This window comes from Janthinobacterium agaricidamnosum (assembly GCF_003667705.1).
Lineage (GTDB): Bacteria > Pseudomonadota > Gammaproteobacteria > Burkholderiales > Burkholderiaceae_D > Janthinobacterium.
Map to the genome: position 1 here is coordinate 2,509,754 of NZ_CP033019.1, position 16,360 is coordinate 2,526,113.

13 protein-coding genes are annotated in these 16,360 nt (G+C 66.0%); 7 read left to right on the top strand and 6 right to left on the bottom strand.

Annotated features, from left to right (window positions below):
• Positions 1–18 precede the first annotated feature (18 nt).
• Both dsdC and D9M09_RS11290 read left to right on the top strand, forming a co-directional pair.
• Positions 19–921 (top strand): DNA-binding transcriptional regulator DsdC, encoded by a 903-nt coding sequence (gene dsdC, locus D9M09_RS11285; protein WP_121671051.1) that lies wholly within the window; start codon positions 19–21, stop codon positions 919–921.
• A gap of 41 nt (positions 922–962) precedes the next feature.
• Positions 963–1,784 carry a ferritin-like domain-containing protein gene (locus tag D9M09_RS11290; RefSeq protein WP_121669292.1) on the top strand — a complete coding sequence of 274 codons (822 nt, stop codon included), beginning with the start codon at positions 963–965 and terminating at the stop codon, positions 1,782–1,784.
• Positions 1,785–1,790: 6 nt separating this feature from the next.
• On the opposite strand, the gene D9M09_RS29625 is transcribed toward D9M09_RS11290, so the two are convergent.
• Positions 1,791–5,165 carry a hypothetical protein gene (locus tag D9M09_RS29625; RefSeq protein WP_240453616.1) on the bottom strand — a complete coding sequence of 1,125 codons (3,375 nt, stop codon included), beginning with the start codon at positions 5,163–5,165 and terminating at the stop codon, positions 1,791–1,793.
• Between the two features lie 264 nt (positions 5,166–5,429).
• On the opposite strand from D9M09_RS29625, the gene D9M09_RS11300 reads away from it, so the two are divergent.
• Positions 5,430–5,660, top strand: a complete 231-nt coding sequence (locus tag D9M09_RS11300; protein ID WP_162995634.1) for a hypothetical protein — start codon at positions 5,430–5,432, stop codon at positions 5,658–5,660.
• Here the strand turns inward: D9M09_RS11300 and D9M09_RS11305 are convergent.
• Complete coding sequence (locus tag D9M09_RS11305; RefSeq protein ID WP_121669294.1) at positions 5,614–6,711, bottom strand: DNA topoisomerase IB; 1,098 nt, start codon at positions 6,709–6,711, stop codon at positions 5,614–5,616. The genes D9M09_RS11300 and D9M09_RS11305 overlap by 47 nt on opposite strands.
• 92 nt (positions 6,712–6,803) lie before the next feature.
• Between D9M09_RS11305 and D9M09_RS11310 the strand changes: the two genes are divergently transcribed.
• Entirely contained in the window at positions 6,804–7,187 is a 384-nt protein-coding gene (locus D9M09_RS11310) for a YkvA family protein (protein ID WP_070313662.1), read from the top strand.
• On the opposite strand, the gene D9M09_RS11315 is transcribed toward D9M09_RS11310, so the two are convergent.
• From D9M09_RS11315 to D9M09_RS11330, 4 genes are all read right to left on the bottom strand, one after another.
• Entirely contained in the window at positions 7,184–7,354 is a 171-nt protein-coding gene (locus tag D9M09_RS11315; protein WP_162995635.1) for a hypothetical protein, read from the bottom strand. The genes D9M09_RS11310 and D9M09_RS11315 overlap by 4 nt on opposite strands.
• Positions 7,355–7,445: 91 nt before the next feature.
• Positions 7,446–8,627 carry a serine hydrolase domain-containing protein gene (locus D9M09_RS11320; RefSeq protein WP_070288187.1) on the bottom strand — a complete coding sequence of 394 codons (1,182 nt, stop codon included), beginning with the start codon at positions 8,625–8,627 and terminating at the stop codon, positions 7,446–7,448.
• Positions 8,628–8,747: 120 nt separating this feature from the next.
• The gene (locus D9M09_RS11325; RefSeq protein ID WP_121669295.1) at positions 8,748–10,043 is read right to left on the bottom strand and encodes a cation:proton antiporter; all 1,296 of its coding nucleotides are present in this window, start codon (positions 10,041–10,043) and stop codon (positions 8,748–8,750) included.
• Between the two features lie 49 nt (positions 10,044–10,092).
• Entirely contained in the window at positions 10,093–11,208 is a 1,116-nt protein-coding gene (locus tag D9M09_RS11330; protein WP_070218622.1) for a mechanosensitive ion channel family protein, read from the bottom strand.
• Positions 11,209–11,468: 260 nt separating this feature from the next.
• Here D9M09_RS11330 and D9M09_RS11335 point away from each other — a divergent pair, with 260 nt between their 5' ends.
• From D9M09_RS11335 to D9M09_RS11345, 3 genes are read left to right on the top strand one after another with little or no spacing between them, the layout of a single operon-like run.
• Positions 11,469–13,736 (top strand): alpha,alpha-trehalose-phosphate synthase (UDP-forming), encoded by a 2,268-nt coding sequence (locus tag D9M09_RS11335; RefSeq protein WP_121669296.1) that lies wholly within the window; start codon positions 11,469–11,471, stop codon positions 13,734–13,736.
• Positions 13,736–14,500 carry a trehalose-phosphatase gene (gene otsB / locus D9M09_RS11340; protein WP_070313654.1) on the top strand — a complete coding sequence of 255 codons (765 nt, stop codon included), beginning with the start codon at positions 13,736–13,738 and terminating at the stop codon, positions 14,498–14,500. Before D9M09_RS11335 ends, otsB begins: the two co-directional genes overlap by 1 nt.
• A gap of 3 nt (positions 14,501–14,503) precedes the next feature.
• A complete protein-coding gene (locus tag D9M09_RS11345) occupies positions 14,504–16,324 on the top strand; it encodes a glycoside hydrolase family 15 protein (RefSeq protein WP_121669297.1) in 1,821 nt (606 codons plus the stop codon).
• Positions 16,325–16,360: the final 36 nt, after the last annotated feature.

Here is a 16,360-nt window from a genome sequence, read left to right on the forward strand (position 1 = left end):
CCGCCCGGCATGCCGCGCATGTCCACGCTGACGGCCAGCCAGTTCGCCAACCTGCACACCTTTCTCGTGGCGGCGCGCCATGCCAGCTTCGCGCTGGCCGCGCAGGAACTGGCGCTCACGCCCAGCGCCGTCAGCCACCGCATCGCGCGGCTGGAAAGCAGCCTGGGCTTGCGGCTGTTCCAGCGCCTGACGCGGCAGGTCAAACTGACGGCCGACGGCGAGCGCATCTTTGCCGCCCTGCAAATCGGCTGGGACGGCTTGCAGGCGGCGCTGGCCGGCGGCGATGCGCTGGCGGGCAGCATCACCGTGCATGCGCGCCCGTCCATCGCCCGGTGCTGGCTGGTGCCCCGCCTGGCAGGCTTCGCTGCACAATATCCGGACGTGTCGGTCGACTTGCGCGTGGGCAATGAAAGCGTGGACTTTCGCGCCGGCCAGGTCGACCTGGCCTTGCACTATGGCGACGGCCACTTTCCCGGCCTGGCATCGCGCAAGCTGATGGCGGAATGGCTGGCGCCCGTGTGCAGCCCGCACTATGCGCGCGAACACGGCTTGTTTGACGCGCCGCATCAGCTGTCCAGCGCGACGCTGCTGCACGACACCCTGGCGTGGCCCGCCTGCGCGCCCGACGCCGAGTGGCGGTTGTGGCTGGACGGGCAGGCGCCGGAGGTGACCTTGCCGGCGCGCAGCCTGCGTTTCGACCGCGCCGACCTGTGCGCGCAGGCGGCCATCCACCACGCGGGCGTGGCCATGGGCCGGCGCCAGCTGGTGCAGCCGTGGCTGGCCAGCGGGCAGCTGGTTTTGCCGTTCGGCCCTTTTAACTTGCCCAGCCCGCAGGCGTATTACCTCGTGCACAGCGCACACGCCGCGCTGCCGGCGCGCGTGCAGGCCTTGTTCGATTGGCTGCTGGGGCAGGCAATTTGATACACTGCGCCCCTCATTGAAACGCGCACGAAAGTATGCCCATGCAGCCAACCCCATCGACTTCGACCGCGCCGGCGCAATTGCGCGAGTTACGCAGCACTGCGCTGGCCTGCCTGCTGGAACCGGACCCGGCAACCAAGGTGGCGATGGTGGCGGCCATGGCCGAGGCGCCGCTGGCACTCGACGCGCAGGCGGACTTGGCGCCCACGGGCGCCGTGCCGGGCCGGCCCGAGCGTCCGGAACTGGTGCCGCCGCGCCTGGTGGGGCGGCGTTCGATGATCACGCCGGAAGGGCGCGCCATGCTGGTGCACGCGCTCGCGCATATCGAATTCAACGCGATGAATTTGGCGCTCGATGCCCTGTGGCGCTTCCCGGACCTGCCGGCTGAATACTATACGGACTGGCTGCGCGTGGCGAAGGAGGAAGCGACGCACTTTGCCATGCTGCAGGCGCACCTGCAGGTCTTGGGCCACACGTATGGCGACTTTCCCGGCCACGACAGCCTGTGGGAAATGGTCGACAAGACGCGCGGCGACGTGCTGGCGCGCATGGCGCTGGTGCCGCGCACCCTGGAAGCGCGCGGGCTCGATGCGATTCCGCCGCTGCGCGCCAAGCTGGCGCAGGCGGGAGATCTGGCCGCCGCAGCCATCCTCGACATCATCCTGCGCGACGAAGTGGGGCACGTCGAGATCGGCAACCGCTGGTACGGCTATCTGTGCGGGCAGCGCGGCCTGGACCTGCGCGCGACGTATGCCGAGCTGGCGCTGCGCTACGAGGCGCCCACCCTGCGCGGCCCGTTCAACCTGGAAGCGCGGCGGCGGGCGGGGTTTTCGGAGCTGGAATTGTCCGATCTGCCCGCCTGACCTTGCCTACGGATGGGCCGTGAGGCTGATGTGCCAGTGGCTCAGGTGTCCCGTCTCGATGTGCACTTTTGCCGGCTTGGTCCAGGCGCCCGCGCCGGGGATCTTGTCGGCCGGCGCGGCGGAAAAGCGCCCGTCGACGAGGGCCAGCTTGATGAAGCTGGGGCCGATGTAGATGATGCGCGTGCTGGCCGGCGCCGCTTCCTGGGCCAGCATGGCCCGGTTCGCCGCGATCCACGCCAGCAGCGCCGCCAGTTTCGGCTTTTGCGCGGGGTTGGCCACCACTTCCGCTTTTGCGTCGTTGATCAGCTGGTGAATGGCGGCGCCGTCGTTCTGGCCGCCCAGCGCGTCCGTATAGCCGCCGGCGCCGTCCGCGTAGCGCAGGTCGATCTGCTGGCCGTCGCTGTGGCCGCTGTGGCCGAGGATGGACCGGCCCGTTGCCGTCTGCGTCACGTGCTGGCCGCTGATGTCGTCGAAACGGTAAGCCTTGCCCGCCAGCCAGGCGATGGCCAGGCGCGTGGCCCACGAATCGCCGCCAGGATCGCGCGTGCCGTAGCGCCGCGCCGCCAGCGCCGCCTCGTCGTTGGCCAGGTACAGGGGGATATAGGCCGTGTCGCCCTTGAACGCCACTTGTCCCCCTTCGGCCGGGTCGGAGCTGGCATCGGTATTGTCGATGCGGCCCTTCAGGCGCACCGTGACGACGGCCTTCTTGTCGAGCTTGGCGCCGGCAAAGGCGGGCAGCACCAGGCTGGGAAATTTCACGGTGCCGGCAGTCTTGGTATTGGTCTGGGACAATAAATTCTGCGTGCTGAAGGCGGGGTCGCCGCCGCCGGACGCAATGCCGATGTTCACTTCCGTAATCGTCGCCGCCGCCGGCGTGTAGTGCAATTCCAGCGGCAAGGTGTGCGTGGCCGTGGCGTTTCCTTGCGACACGGATACATACGGTCCCGCCAGATTGCCCGTCAACTTGATCGGCTGCAACACGGGGTGGGCATCCTTGTTGGGCGAAAGGAATTTTGCCAGCGTCACCTTCAAGCCCTTGCACGCGAGGCTCAGTTCCACCGTCGTCACGGTGGCCAGAGCGCTGTCGCCGATATTCGTGGCGCTGACATTGCCGCCCAGGTTCAACGCCCCATCCTTGGTTTGCTTGCTGACATCGACGCACTCGGTCCTGACGATGGTGCCCTGCGTAAAGTGGCTCTGGTTGACGGCGCCTGCGGCGGCCAGGTTGACCCCGGGCAGCCCCGTCACGGAATAGGACCAGGTATCGTTGTACTGGCTTTGCGCCGTCGTGTAGACGGGATACTCGGCCGTGCTGACGGTGATTTTCACGCCCACGTTTTTCGTGTCCTTGGGCACCGTGAAGGCGATGGGCGAGCTGATGGTCTGGTTTTGCGCGGCGGCCGTGGCCGTGAAGGTCTTGCTGTCCGCGTCATCCTGCGGCGTGACGTCGCCCGCGGCGCGATGGCTGGCGGGCACCTCGCGCGCGGGCGGCGCGGCGCCATCCTGCGTGACGCTGCCGGCGGTATAGGTCTTCGCCTCGGCGCGCAAGGCCGGGCTCGCCGCATACGGGTAGACGATGTCGACATTGACGTTGCTGCTGCTGTTGAAGACGACGGCGCTGACGCTGACCACGTTCGGATGGACGAGGTCGTTCAAGGTCAGCTGGTAGGTGTCGGGCAGCACGCCATCGAAGTGGAAGGCGCCCGTGGCGTCGATCACGGCCACCTGGCGCTGGCGGTTGTTGTAGCCGGCCAATAACATTTTCTTGCCGGCCAGTCCCGTGGCATTGGCGCCTGCGGGCGTGCGCAGCTGTCCTTGCAGCACGATGCCGGACTTGATGACGATCAAGGCATAGCTGGCCGTGAACTCGCCATCCTGCGAGACGAAATTGAGATTCAGGTCGTAGCTGCCGTTGGGCAAGGATGCCAGCAGTTGCTGCATGGCCGTGGCGCCGATGCTGAAGGTGCCGCTGGCCGCATCGAACGTCCAGTAGCTCTTGAGGCTGATGGCCGCGCCGTCCGGCATCGACAGCAGACCGTCGCTGTCATCCTGCAGTGCCATGGGGGCCGCGCCCACGAGGCGCAATCCCAGGCCGCCCGGCTGCAGGCGGTTGTTCGGCCCCAGCCCAGTGATGGCCAGCACGGGCGCCGCGGCGGGCACGCTGCCGTCGTCGTTCGGCTCCACATAGGTTTCCACGGCCGTCGGCAGTTCGGTCTGGATCAGCAGATCCAGGATGGTGACCTTGCCGCCCTTGCTGAGGGAAAATTGCGCATGCTGGTCGACGCCCGTGTCGCCCGGCGTGGAAAAGCGCAGGCTGCCTTCCTGCAGCAGCACGTCCGTGACGGCGCCGCTGGCCTTGACGCTGTCGGCGCCGTCGGGAAAGCCCAGCCCGGACAGCGGCAGCACGACCACTTGCGCGGGCCGCACGGGGTCGAGGGCGATGCCGGTGCTGGCGCTGAAAGTCCAGGTCAGGCCGGCGCTCTGGAAGGCGATGCTGCGCTCGATGCGCAGGGTGATGGTGTCAGCGGGCGTGACGGTGGCGCCCGCGCCGATGCTGCCGGCCTGCACGTCGCCATCGATGATGGTGCTGCCTTCTGGCGCGCTGGCCAGCACGGCTTGCACATTGCCGGCCGCCTCGCTGCCATTGTTGCGGATGTGCACGCGGTAGGTGTAGTCCCAGACCGTGCGGCTGACGCGCTGTTCAGCCACTTTATCGAGCATCGTCACTTCAAAGTCGCCGGCGGCCTGGACGGTGGCTGCCGCTGCCGCCAGCATGACCTTCGGCGCGGGCGACTGCGTGGGATCGTTGGGGCCGCCGCAGGCGCACAGGCCGAGCGCCAGGCCTGTGGCCAGCGCGGCGCCGGCCAGCTGCCGGCGCCGCAGGCACGCCAAGCCCAGCACGCCGGCCAGCAGCAGCCATGGTGTAGAGGGCAGGGGCACGGCGGCCGGCTGCGTGATGCCCGTGTCGAGTTCGATGAAGGAGACGGGGTCGAGGATGCTAAACGGCTGGGCGCCGGGGCTGCCCGCGCCCAGGTAATCGAAGGTGACGGAAAAGCCCGTGGCCGTGGCGCCGGGGACGATGCCGCCGGCCAGCGCCAGCGCGTCGAGGTAGCCGCTGGCGGGAATGGCGGGATCGGGCTGCACCAGCAGCACGTCCCAGCCCGGCGCCGTGGAGACGCTCTGCAGGTTGGCGTAGGTGCCCACGCTGAAGAACAAGGTGAATTCCTCGATGGGCACGGCCAAGGTGGTATTGCTGACCGTGTAGTCGTAGCGCCACTGCGTGCCGCCCAGCGACGTTGCCGTGTAGCCGATGCTGGTGGCGTGCGCGGCCGACATTGCGCATAGCAGCAGCGCCAGCAGCACTTGTTTGATAAAGCTCATGATCGTTCCCCCGTTGACTGGCGCCAAGCGTGCCCAGGCGAGAGGTCAAGCAGGAAACGTTCCTGTCTGGATTATGCTGCAAAAACAAGGGCTAGTCTGGGACGGGCCGGAGCAGGTGTCAAATCTGCCGACATCGGCATTTATGGCTGAGTCTGTCAGCGCTGTCCTACCCATCTTGTCGAAACCGTCTGATTGTATGCCTTGTGGAAACACGCGATGATCGTGTCCATGCTGCAACAGCCAACCAGTCCGACGGAGTATGCGATGCAAAAGCCAGGCCAGTCCCTTCACGTGAACAAGCCATTCCTGCTGATCTGCCTGTTCACCTTTTCGACCCTGGCGGCCACCTGGATGAATGCGGGCGAGGCGCAGAACGGCGATGCCGCGCCGGCCCCCGTGGCGCGCGAAGCGGGGCATGGCACCTTGCCCGTGTGCCGCAGCGATGCCCTCACGCTGTCGGCCCAGTGCCAGCGCCAGCCCGCGCGCCAGGCTTGACCGCACTCTGCAGGCGCTGCTGCAGCAAGGCCAGCACGGCCGCTTCCTCCGGCGCCAGCGCCGGCAGTTCTTCCCGTAATTGCTCCTGCGCCCGCGCGCGCATGCCTTCCAATAAACTGCCCTCCAGATACGATTCCAGCACGGCCGGATGCACATAGCATTTGCGGCAGATCGTCGGCGTATTGCCCAGTTTTTTCGCCACGGACTCGATCGCCTGCACGATGTTTTTCTTCGCTTGCGCATCGGAATCGACCTGCTCGAACGCCTGCAGGGCCAGCGCGGCCAGCAGGGTGCCGGACCAGGTGCGGAAATCCTTGGCCGTGTAGTCTTCGCCCGTCACCTCGCGCAGATAATCGTTGACGTCGCCCGAATCGACGCCGTGGCGAGCGCCATCGTCATCGATGTATTGAAACAGTTCCTGGCCCGGCAACTCGCGCATGCGCCGCAGCACCGTGGCCAGCTTGCGGTCGCTCAGGCGGATATCGTGGCGCACGCCGCTCTTGCCCTTGAAGTGAAAGGCCACGGCGCTGCCGTCGACCTGCACGTGGCGCGTGCGCAGGGTGGTCAGGCCGAACGATTTGTTCGTGCGCGCATATTCTTCGTTGCCGATGCGCATCATCGTCAATTCCAGCAGGTGCACGATGGTGGCCAGCACTTTTTCGCGTGGCAAGCCCGGCAGGTGCATGCCGCGCGCGACGGCGGCGCGGATGGCGGGCAGGGCGCGGCCAAAGCTGAGCATGCGCTCATATTTCGCTTCGTCGCGCACCTGGCGCCAGCGCGCATGGTAGCGGTACTGCTTGCGGCCCCGCGCGTCGCGGCCCGTCGCCTGCAGGTGGCCGTTGGCGTGCGGGCAGATCCACACGTCCGTCCAGGCGGGCGGGATGGCCAGCGCCTTGATGCGCGTCAAGGCGGCGCTATCGCGCACGATCTGGCCGTCCGCGTCGCGGTAGCGGAACTTGCCGGGCTTGCCCGATCGGGCGATGCCGTTCTGATGGTCGCCCGTGTAACGCAGGCCGGCGGCGCGGGCCGTGGTGGTGGCAGATATTTCCATGACGATAGCTTACCTTGCAGGCCGCGCATCCGGCGCGCCGTTATGCTAAGGTGCGCATTCGTAACGCCGTGCGCGGCAGACAGGAGCAGCAGATGTTTGGCAGAAAAAAGAATCTGGAAGAAGACCACGCCCCCCAGACCGACAAGCAGTATGAAAAGAAGTACACGGATGACAGCTTCTGGGACAAGGTCGTCAAGTTCGCCAAGACGGCGGGACGCGAAGTCATCGAAAAAGCCCTTTGGCTGTACTACGCCGCCCAGCAGCCGAACACCCCGCTGTGGGCCAAGACGGCCATTTACGGCGCGCTCGGCTATTTCATTTCACCCATCGATGCGATTCCCGACATCACGCCCGTGGTCGGCTATGCGGATGACCTGGCCGTGCTGGCGGCGGCCGTCGCCACCGTCGCCACCTACATCACGGCCGAGGTCAAGGAACGGGCCGCCGAGAAACTGCGCGGCTGGTTCGGCGCCTAGCCGCCGGCAGCGGGCAGGCCCGGCTGGCCCTTGACGGCGTTCCGGTACCTGGCCCTGGCCTCGGCCTTCTTCACCGCCTCGGCGGCGATGTTCTGCGCCTTGATGCGGGCTTTTTCACTCTTGCTGCGCTGCTGCGCCACGTCCTTGTTGCCGATGCGGTTCGTCATGCTGGTCTCCTCGTTGATGGTCAAGTTTGACCAGCACAGCATACGTTCTTGCCCAGGCGCTACCGTGCGCCCGTTCACACAAGCGCCATGCCTACCTCGCTGGCGCGCCGCCGGCCCCGTGCGCGAGCAGGCGCAGCACGACTTCTTTCTGGAATGAACGAAACTCCTTGTCGGCGCTGACGTTCGCGAAGGCCAGCACGGCCGTCTTGCTGGCCCGGTCGACGCAGACGACGGACGCGGCCCCCGGGTCGCCGCCGCTGTGCGTGGCCAGCGCCCGGCCGTCGACGTCGCGCAGCAGCCACACCAGCGCTTGCTGCACGGATGAATCGGCGGGCACGACGGGGGCCGCTTGCGGGGCGAAAAACAGTTGCAGCGTCGCGTCTTGCAGGTAGCGGTGGCCATCGACCCGGCCGCCATTGCTGAAAATGGCCAGGAAACGGGCAAAGTCCTGCGCCGAGCTGCGCAGCAGGCCGGCCGGCCAGTCCGGATAGCCGACGGGCGGCAGCGCTTGCAGGCCCGGCTCCTTGTGCGCGTACGGCTGGGCGACGACGGCGCGCCGCGGCAAGCCGGCCAGGTTCCAGGCCGTGCTGTCCATGCCCAGCGGTTCGAACAGGTGCTCGCGCGTATAGGCGTCGAGGCCATCGGGGTTCAAACGGCCGACCAGATAGCCGAGCAGGGCGATGCCAACATTGCTGTAGCGCCATTCCGTGCCGGGCCGGGCGGCAAACGACACATCCGCGTCATACCAGGCGCCGCCGCGCGACAGATAGCCCTTGACGAAGTCGCGCAGGGGCAAGCGCGGGTCGCCCTGGACGGCAAATGCCGTCGTCTTGTCGTACACGGCGTCGGAAATGCCCGAGGTGTGGCTGAGCAAATGGCGAAAGGTGATGGGCACGTCGGGAAACTTCGGATGCATGAGCGGAAAGTCCAGGTAGGCCGCCACCTTGTCGTCGAGCTGGAAGGCGCCCTGTTCCAGCAGCATCATGACGGCCGTGGCCGTGACGAGTTTGCTGACGGAGGCGACATGGAACACCGTGTTCGCATCGGCCTTCTTGCCGGCCTGGATGTCGGCCCAGCCATAGCCGCGCGCGAAGACGGTTTGTTCGCCGCGCACCACGGCCACGCTCATGCCCGGCGTTTCCGTGCGGGCCAGGCCATCGCGCATGAAGCCGTCAAATTCCGTTTCCCACGCCAGCCTGGCCGGATCGGTGGCGCAGCCCGTTTGCAGCAGGGCCAGTGAGACGCCCAGTCCCAGCATGCTTCGTCGTTTCATTGATTCTCTCTTTTGCCATTTTTAATTATCTTAACAATATTTCCGTCCGCCATAGGGGCAATTGACAAATCATTGCTTTGCAGCAATGACAAAGGGAGCGGCGGGTGCTTGTTTGGCCAGTTATTTGCGCCAGTAGCGTTCCAGCAAAGGCTTGACCGTCAGACCGTGCACGACGATGGAGAGGATGACGACGACGAGGGTGATGTCGGCCAGTTCGCGCGCCAGGCCGCGCGGCAAGCCATGCGCGATGGCATAGCTGAGGTAGTACAGCGAGCCGATGCCGCGCACGCCGAACCAGGCGGCCAGCCCCCGCAGCCGCACGCTGGTGCCGGAAGCCAGCAAGCCGAGCATCACGCTGGCCGGACGCGCCATCAGCAACAGGAACAGCGCCACGCTCCACGCCCGCCAGCTCCAGGCGGCGGCCGTGACGGCGCCGCCCAGCAACAGCACCAGGGTCAGTTCGGACAGGCGTTCCAGATGTTCCTTGAAGACGAGGGCTTCGCCGCTGACGGTCAGCGTCACCTCGCTGTCGTGCGGTTTGGCGGCGGACACGGCATGGGTTTCTTCCGCCTGCAGCAAGCCTTGCCGGTCTTTCGGCGCGCCGGCCAGCCGCAGTTCCGTCTGGCGCAAGGCCACGCCGGCAAAGAAGACGGCCAGGAAGCCCCACGCGTGCAGCCAGCTGGACACGCCGTAGACGAGGGCGATCAGACCCAGGGCCGCTAGGTCATCGAGCACTTCATGCTTCGGCTCCTTGGCGCGCAGCTGCCAGCCCAGCCAGGCCAGCAGCGCGCCGCCGGCCGCGCCCAGGGCGATGGCGCCCGCGCTGGCCCAGAGTAAATCGCGCCACAGCCAGGTGGCGCCATGCGGCCCCAGTTCATGCAAGCCCAGCAAGCCCAGGCCCAGCATGACGAAAGGAAAACCGCTGCCATCGTTCATGCCCGCCTCGCTGGTCAGCATGAAGCGCAATTGCTCGCTGTCGCCCGCATGGCGCAGCTGAACGTCGGTGGCCAGCACAGGGTCGGTGGGTGCGAGGATGGCGCCCAGCAGGATGCCCGCGCCCAATGGCAGATCCAGCAGCAGGCAGGCAAAGGCCGCCACGAGGGCCACGGAAATGGTCATCGACAGCCACGCCAGGCGCAGCGAAGGCAGCCAGCGTGCCAGGCTGAAGGGCACGGGCATTTTGACGCCGGCGGAAAACAGGGAGATGAGGACGGCGATTTCCGTCAGGGTTTCCAGCAGGGGCGCCTGTTGCACCAGGTCGAACGAGAACAGGCCGAGGAACAGGGGGCCCAGCAGCAGGCCCACGCCCAGGTAAGCCATGGCCGAGGTCAATGGCAGGCGCGCGATGCCGTCGGCGCCCAGGCCACGCGCCAGCATCAGGCAGCCGATCAGGATGAACCAGGCGGTGGTGCTCATGCTCCTATTCTAGCGGCGCATGGGCCGGGGCAGCGCGCCGCAGGTTTTGTTATGCCTTGTACAACTGCACCGTATCGTTCTGCGCCTGCATGGCGTGCAGCTCGATCGGGTCGAGCGTGGAGCGCAAGCGGGGCAGGCTGTGCGGATAATTGGTCGTGATAAAGGCCAGCATCTGCTCGCGCACGAGGCAGCGCAATTCAAACGCCGTGCCTGAATCCACCGCGCTGATCAGGAAACGCACGCGCACGGCCCGCTCGTTCGAATCCGTCGCCTGCACGGTGCAGACGCGGCCGTCCCATTGCTTGGCGGATGCGCAGATGCGCGTCAGTTCCGCCCGCAGGGGCTCGATCGGGATGCTGAAATCGAGCCACAGGAACACCGTGCCGAGGATGTCGGAGGAGGTATGCGTCCAGTTCTCGAACGGATTTTCGATGAACCATTGCAGCGGCACGATCAGCCGGCGTTCGTCCCACACGCGCACGACCACGTAGGTGCCCTTGATTTCCTCCACCGTGCCCCATTCGCCATTGACGATCAGCACATCGTCGATGCGGATCGGTTGCGAAAACGCAATTTGCAGCCCTGCAATGAAATTGCCGAGCACGGGCCGGGCGGCGATACCGGCCACCAGGCCCGCCACGCCGGCCGAGGCCAGCAGGCTGGCGCCGATCTGCCGCGCGCCGGGCAAGGTCAGCAGCACGAAGGACACGCCCAGCAGGACGACGATGGCATGCGCGCTGCGCGTGAGCACGCGGGCCTGGGTGATCCGGCGTCGCGCGCGCAGGTTGTCGGCCGCATCGACGGGATTGATCTGGGAAATCGTGATGCTGAGCGACTCGATGCATTGCATGGCCAGCCAGGTCAGCGCGATGATCAGCGCCACGCTGGCCAGGTGCGACATGGCGACGAGGCCCGGCGTGTCGTCGGGCGCGCTGGCCAGCACCATGCGCAGGCCGAAGACGATCAGGCACAGCTGGCTGGCGCGGAAGGCCACGCGCGCCACGTTGCTGGCCAGCGCGTGGCCATGGGCCAGTCTTTTCAGCAAGCCGATGCCGGCCCGGTGCACGCCGATGGCGACGAGGGTGACGAGCAGGGCGGAAACGAGCACGGTCAGCGCCGAGCGCAGCGGGCCTCCCATCAGCGAGTGAAACGTGCTGAGATCCATAGGCGAAAACTCCTTATTGATAAGTGAAATGGATGTCGGAAGCGGGTATTTTACGGGCAGATGACGTCGCGGGGGCGTGCGTTGCCGTACGGATAAGACTTCGGTCAAGGCGGATACTGGAAGAAATTGCTGCGCTGCGCCATGCCACGTTGACGTTTCAATACGGAAAGCAAGCGGGCGTCGCCGCATTGGAAACATAGTCATACTTGCCATGCTTTTTGTTTTTGCAAAGGAAACCGATGATAGTACGATCACTCCGCATGTCCTTGCGCTTCATCCTGCCGCTTGCCCTCGTGCTGGGACTGTTTGCTTATATCGTGGTACCCCTGTTAGACAATATTACCCTGCGCTGGTATGTGCGCGACCTCGACAGCCGGGCTGAATTGCTCGCTGGAACCCTCCGCCCCTCGCTCACCGAATACCTGCCTGCGCAAGACGCCGCGCGCATCGGCGAACTGTTCCAGGGCGCCACGCGCGACGAACGCCTGATCGCCATCGGCTTTTGCGACAACGGGGGCCACTTGCTGTACCAGTCCGCGCAATACCCAACTTCCATCGGCTGCTGGAGCACGCCCTCGACGGGCGGCCTGTACAAATCCCTGGCGCAATTGCCGCAAGGGCAAGTCCACCTCAGCGAAACCCCCGTCATGCAGGACGCGTCCCAGCTGGGCCGTCTGGTGCTGGTGCAGGACATGAGCTTTGTCGAGCGCCGCAATACCGATACCAAGCGTTTTATTTTTGCCTTCCTGGCCGTGCTGGCCGTGCTCATTTCCCTGATGACCGTGTTCGTCGCCCACCTGAGCTGGCGCGGCTGGCTGTCGGCCGTGAAGGATATTTTACGGGGCGAGTTGCTGCCGAAAAGCAATGGTGCAGTGGCCGCCGCTACGGCGCCCGCCGCCGCGCCCGCGCCGCCGCCGGAAATGCAGCCGCTGATCGGCGACTTGCGCGAATTGCTGCAGGAATACCATTTGGAACGCCAGGGCGACAACGGCTGGTCGTCCGACTGGACGCCGGACAAGCTGCGCGCCTTGCTGGAGGCGGACTTGCAGGGCGACCAGGTGCTGGTTGTGTCGAACCGCGAACCGTATATCCACACCAAAACAGAGAGCGGGATTGCCGTGCAGCGCCCGGCCAGCGGCCTGGTGACGGCCGTGGAAGCCGTGATGCGGGCGTGCTCCGGCACGTGGATCGCGCATGGCGCCGGTTCCGCCGACCGCGAGACGGTCGACAAGCTCGACCACGTACCCGTGCCGCCCGACAATCCCAGCTATACCTTGCGCCGCGTGTGGCTGACGGAAGAGGAAGAGCAGGGATATTATTATGGTTTTGCCAATGAGGGCATGTGGCCGCTGTGCCATATCGCCCACGTGCGTCCCGTGTTCCGCTCGTCCGACTGGGAGCAGTATGTAAAGGTCAACCGCCGCTTCGCCGATGCCGTGATCGCCGAGGCGAAGACGGACAATCCCGTCGTGCTGGTGCAGGATTATCACTTCGCCTTGCTGCCGCGCATGGTGCGCGAAGCCTTGCCGAAGGCGACGATTATCACTTTCTGGCATATCCCCTGGCCGAACTCGGAATCGTTCGGCATTTGCCCATGGCGCGAGGAAATCCTCGACGGCTTGCTGGGCAGCACGATCCTCGGCTTCCACACGCCATTCCACCGCAAGAATTTCCTCGAAACGGTGGACCGCTACCTGGAAACCCGCATCGAGCCGGAAGCGTCGACCATTTCGTATGGCGGCGAGATGACGCAGGTCGAGGATTACCCGATCTCGATCGCCTGGCCCGAGGATGATCCGGCGCAGCCCGACGTGGCCGCGTGCCGCGCGCAAATCCGTGCCGAGCTGGGCGTGGCGCCTGACCACTTGCTGGGCATCGGCGTGGACCGCCTCGATTACACGAAAGGCATCGTCGAGCGCTTCCAGGCCGTCGAGCGCATGCTGGAACAGCAGCCCGGCATGGTCGGCAATTTCACGTTCGTGCAAATCGCCGCCCCCAGCCGCGCTTCGCTCGATGAATATCAAAGTTTTGACGCGCGGGTGCGCAAGATGGTCGAGCGCATCAACCGCCGCTTCGGCAGCGGAGATTACGTGCCCATCCTGCTGAAGGCCGAACACCATGGCCAGGACGATTTGCAGCGCTATTTCCGCGCCTCGGAAGTGTGCATGGTGACGAGCTTGCATGACGGCATGAATCTGGTGGCCAAGGAATTCATCGCCGCGCGCGACGACGAACTGGGCGTGCTGGTGCTGTCGCAATTCACGGGCGCCGCGCGCGAGCTGCATGAAGCGCTGATCATCAACCCGTATCATATCGAGCAGGGCGCCGAGGCCCTGTACCGCGCCCTCGTGATGCCGCCCGTGGAACAGCGCGAGCGCATGAAAAGCATGCGGGCGAGAGTCAAACATTTCAATGTCTACCGCTGGGCCGGGCGCATGCTGCTGGATGCGGCCCGTTTGCGCCAGCGCGACAAGGTCATGACCAAGATCGACGCCCACAGCCGCATCAAGCGGCGCAAGGGGATGTGATGGCCGATATCCCTGACGATAGCGCAGCCCTGTTACAGCTGCTGAGTGCGCCCGGAACAGCCGTCTTCCTCGACTTCGACGGCACCCTGGTCGACCTGGCGCCCACGCCCGATGGCGTGCATGTGGCGCCCGGCGTCATCGAAGCGCTGGCGCTGCTGGCCGAGCGCCATGGCGGCGCGCTGGCCCTCATTTCCGGCCGTCCCGTGGCGCAGATCGACGCCATGCTGGCGCCCCTGGTCTTGCCTGTTGCCGGCGTGCACGGCGTGGAGCGGCGCGGCGCCGATGGCGCGTTGCACGTGGCGGCCACGCCCGACGTGGCGCCCGTGCTGGCGCGCGCGCAGGCGCTGGCGGCGATTCACCCCGGCTTGCTGGTGGAACGGAAGCGGGGCGCCGTGGCCCTGCATTATCGGCTGGCGCCCCACCTCGAGCAATTGTGCTTGCAAGAAATGACGGCCGCCGTGCAAGCGTGCCCGGGGGTATTGCTGTTGCATGGCAAAATGGTCCTGGAAGCCAAGCCGGCCGCCACCGACAAGGGCGGCGCCATCGCCGCCTTCATGCAGGAAAGCCCCTTCGCCGGCCGCCGGCCCGTATTCGCGGGCGACGACACCACCGACGAGGCAGGCTTTGCCTTTGTACAACAAGCAGGCGGGCAGGGCGTCAAAGTGGGCAGCGGCCCCAGCGCCGCCACCCTGCGCCTGGCCAGCCCCGGCGCCTTGCGCACGGCGCTGCTGGCCGCTTCCGTATCCCCGACATCGAAGGAGTAGCCCATGACGACATCGCATGACACCGCCGCCAGCCAACCACCCACGCAAGCATCGCTGAACTGCGGCGTTGTGGGCAATTGCGCCTTCAACGCCCTGATCGACCAGGCGGGGCAGGTCGTCTGGTCTTGCCTGCCCCGTTTCGACGGCGATCCCGTCTTCAACCGCTTGCTGGACGACACGGAAAACGGCAGCGTGTGGGCCATCGACATCGAGAACTTCGCGCGCAGCGAGCAATTCTACGAGCCGAACACGGCCGTGCTGCGCACGCGCCTGTACGACACGCAGGGGCGCGGCGTGGAAATCACGGATTTCGCGCCCCGTTTCCTCAGCCGCGACCGCATGTTCCGCCCGCTGATGCTGATCCGCCGCGTCCGGCCGCTCGACCATGCCGTGCGCATCCGCGTCCGTCTGCGCCCCCGCTACGACTGGGGCCGGCTGGCGCCGCAGATCACGCAGGGCAGCCACCACATCCGCTACGTGGGACCGGAACAGACCTTGCGCCTGAACACCGATGTGTCGCTCAATTATGTGCTGAGCGAAACGTATTTCGTGCTGGGCGGCACGGCCAACTTCCTGCTGGGCCCCGATGAAACCCTGGCCGGCGGCATTGACGAGACGGCGCGCATCTTCGAAAAGGAAACGATCAACTATTGGCGCACCTACACGCGCCGCCTGGCCGTGCCGCTGGAATGGCAGGACGTGGTCATCCGCGCCGCCATCACCTTGAAACTGTCTTTATATGAGGACACGGGCGCCATCATCGCCGCCATGACCACCAGCATCCCCGAAGCGCCGGGCAGCAGCCGCAACTGGGATTACCGCTATTGCTGGCTGCGCGATGCCTTCTTTGTCGTGCGCGCATTGAACAGCCTGTCGGAAGTGGGCACGATGGAAGAGTATTTGCGCTGGCTGACGAATATCGTCGCCCGCTCGAAAGGCGGCCACATCCAGCCCCTGTACGGCATCGGCCTGGAAGAGCAGCTGCCCGAATCGATACTCGACCACTTGCCCGGCTACCGGGGCAACGGCCCCGTGCGGGTGGGCAACCAGGCGCAGGAACACTTCCAGCACGACGTCTACGGCAATATCGTGCTGGGCGCGGCGCAGGCCTTCCTCGACCACCGCCTGTTCCACCGCGCCGGCAAGGCCGAGTTTGCAGCGCTGGAAGCCGTGGGCGACCAGGCATTCAGATTGCACGCGGAACCGGACGCGGGCATGTGGGAGCTGCGTACGCGGGCCCGCGTCCACACCTCGTCCATGCTGATGAGCTGGGCCGCCTGCGACCGCCTGGCCAAGGTCGCCCATAAACTGGGCTTGGCGGACCGCGCCGACCACTGGAACAGCCGCGCCGTGCTGATCCGAGAGCGCCTGCTGCGCGAAGCGTGGAGCGAAGAGCGCCAGGCGTTTGCGGAAAGCCTGGGCGGGCGCGACCTCGACGCCTCCGTCCTGCTGATGGCGGAAGTCAACTTCATCGACCCCATGGACCCGCGTTTCATCGCTACAGTCGACGCGCTCGAAGCATCGCTGTGCGACGGCCCCTACATGCGCCGCTATGAAGCCCCCGACGACTTCGGCAAACCCGAGACCGCCTTCAACATCTGCACCTTCTGGCGCATCGACGCCCTGGCGCGCATCGGCAGGAAAGACGAGGCGCGCAAGATCTTCGAAACCATGCTGCTGGCGCGCAACCACCTGGGCCTGCTGTCGGAAGACACGCACCCGGTGACGGGAGAGATGTGGGGGAACTTTCCGCAGACGTATTCGATGGTGGGGCTGATCAACTGTGCCGTGCGGTTGTCGGCGCCTTGGGATAGTGCGGTTTAGACACTTCGCGGTGAGAAGCTTACCTCTCACCTGCCG

Excerpts from the sequence above, each read along its gene's own strand:
- otsB (WP_070313654.1), top strand. The coding sequence starts at position 13,736 with ATGGCCGATATCCCTGACGATAGCGCAGCCCTGTTACAGCTGCTGAGT.
- D9M09_RS11345 (WP_121669297.1), top strand. The coding sequence starts at position 14,504 with ATGACGACATCGCATGACACCGCCGCCAGCCAACCACCCACGCAAGCA.
- D9M09_RS11315 (WP_162995635.1), bottom strand. The coding sequence starts at position 7,354 with ATGACGAACCGCATCGGCAACAAGGACGTGGCGCAGCAGCGCAGCAAG.
- D9M09_RS11300 (WP_162995634.1), top strand. The coding sequence starts at position 5,430 with ATGCAAAAGCCAGGCCAGTCCCTTCACGTGAACAAGCCATTCCTGCTG.
- D9M09_RS11325 (WP_121669295.1), bottom strand. The coding sequence starts at position 10,043 with ATGAGCACCACCGCCTGGTTCATCCTGATCGGCTGCCTGATGCTGGCG.
- D9M09_RS11290 (WP_121669292.1), top strand. The coding sequence starts at position 963 with ATGCAGCCAACCCCATCGACTTCGACCGCGCCGGCGCAATTGCGCGAG.
- D9M09_RS11310 (WP_070313662.1), top strand. The coding sequence starts at position 6,804 with ATGTTTGGCAGAAAAAAGAATCTGGAAGAAGACCACGCCCCCCAGACC.
- D9M09_RS11320 (WP_070288187.1), bottom strand. The coding sequence starts at position 8,627 with ATGAAACGACGAAGCATGCTGGGACTGGGCGTCTCACTGGCCCTGCTG.
- D9M09_RS11330 (WP_070218622.1), bottom strand. The coding sequence starts at position 11,208 with ATGGATCTCAGCACGTTTCACTCGCTGATGGGAGGCCCGCTGCGCTCG.
- D9M09_RS11335 (WP_121669296.1), top strand. The coding sequence starts at position 11,469 with ATGTCCTTGCGCTTCATCCTGCCGCTTGCCCTCGTGCTGGGACTGTTT.
- D9M09_RS11305 (WP_121669294.1), bottom strand. The coding sequence starts at position 6,711 with ATGGAAATATCTGCCACCACCACGGCCCGCGCCGCCGGCCTGCGTTAC.
- dsdC (WP_121671051.1), top strand. The coding sequence starts at position 19 with ATGTCCACGCTGACGGCCAGCCAGTTCGCCAACCTGCACACCTTTCTC.
- D9M09_RS29625 (WP_240453616.1), bottom strand. The coding sequence starts at position 5,165 with ATGAGCTTTATCAAACAAGTGCTGCTGGCGCTGCTGCTATGCGCAATG.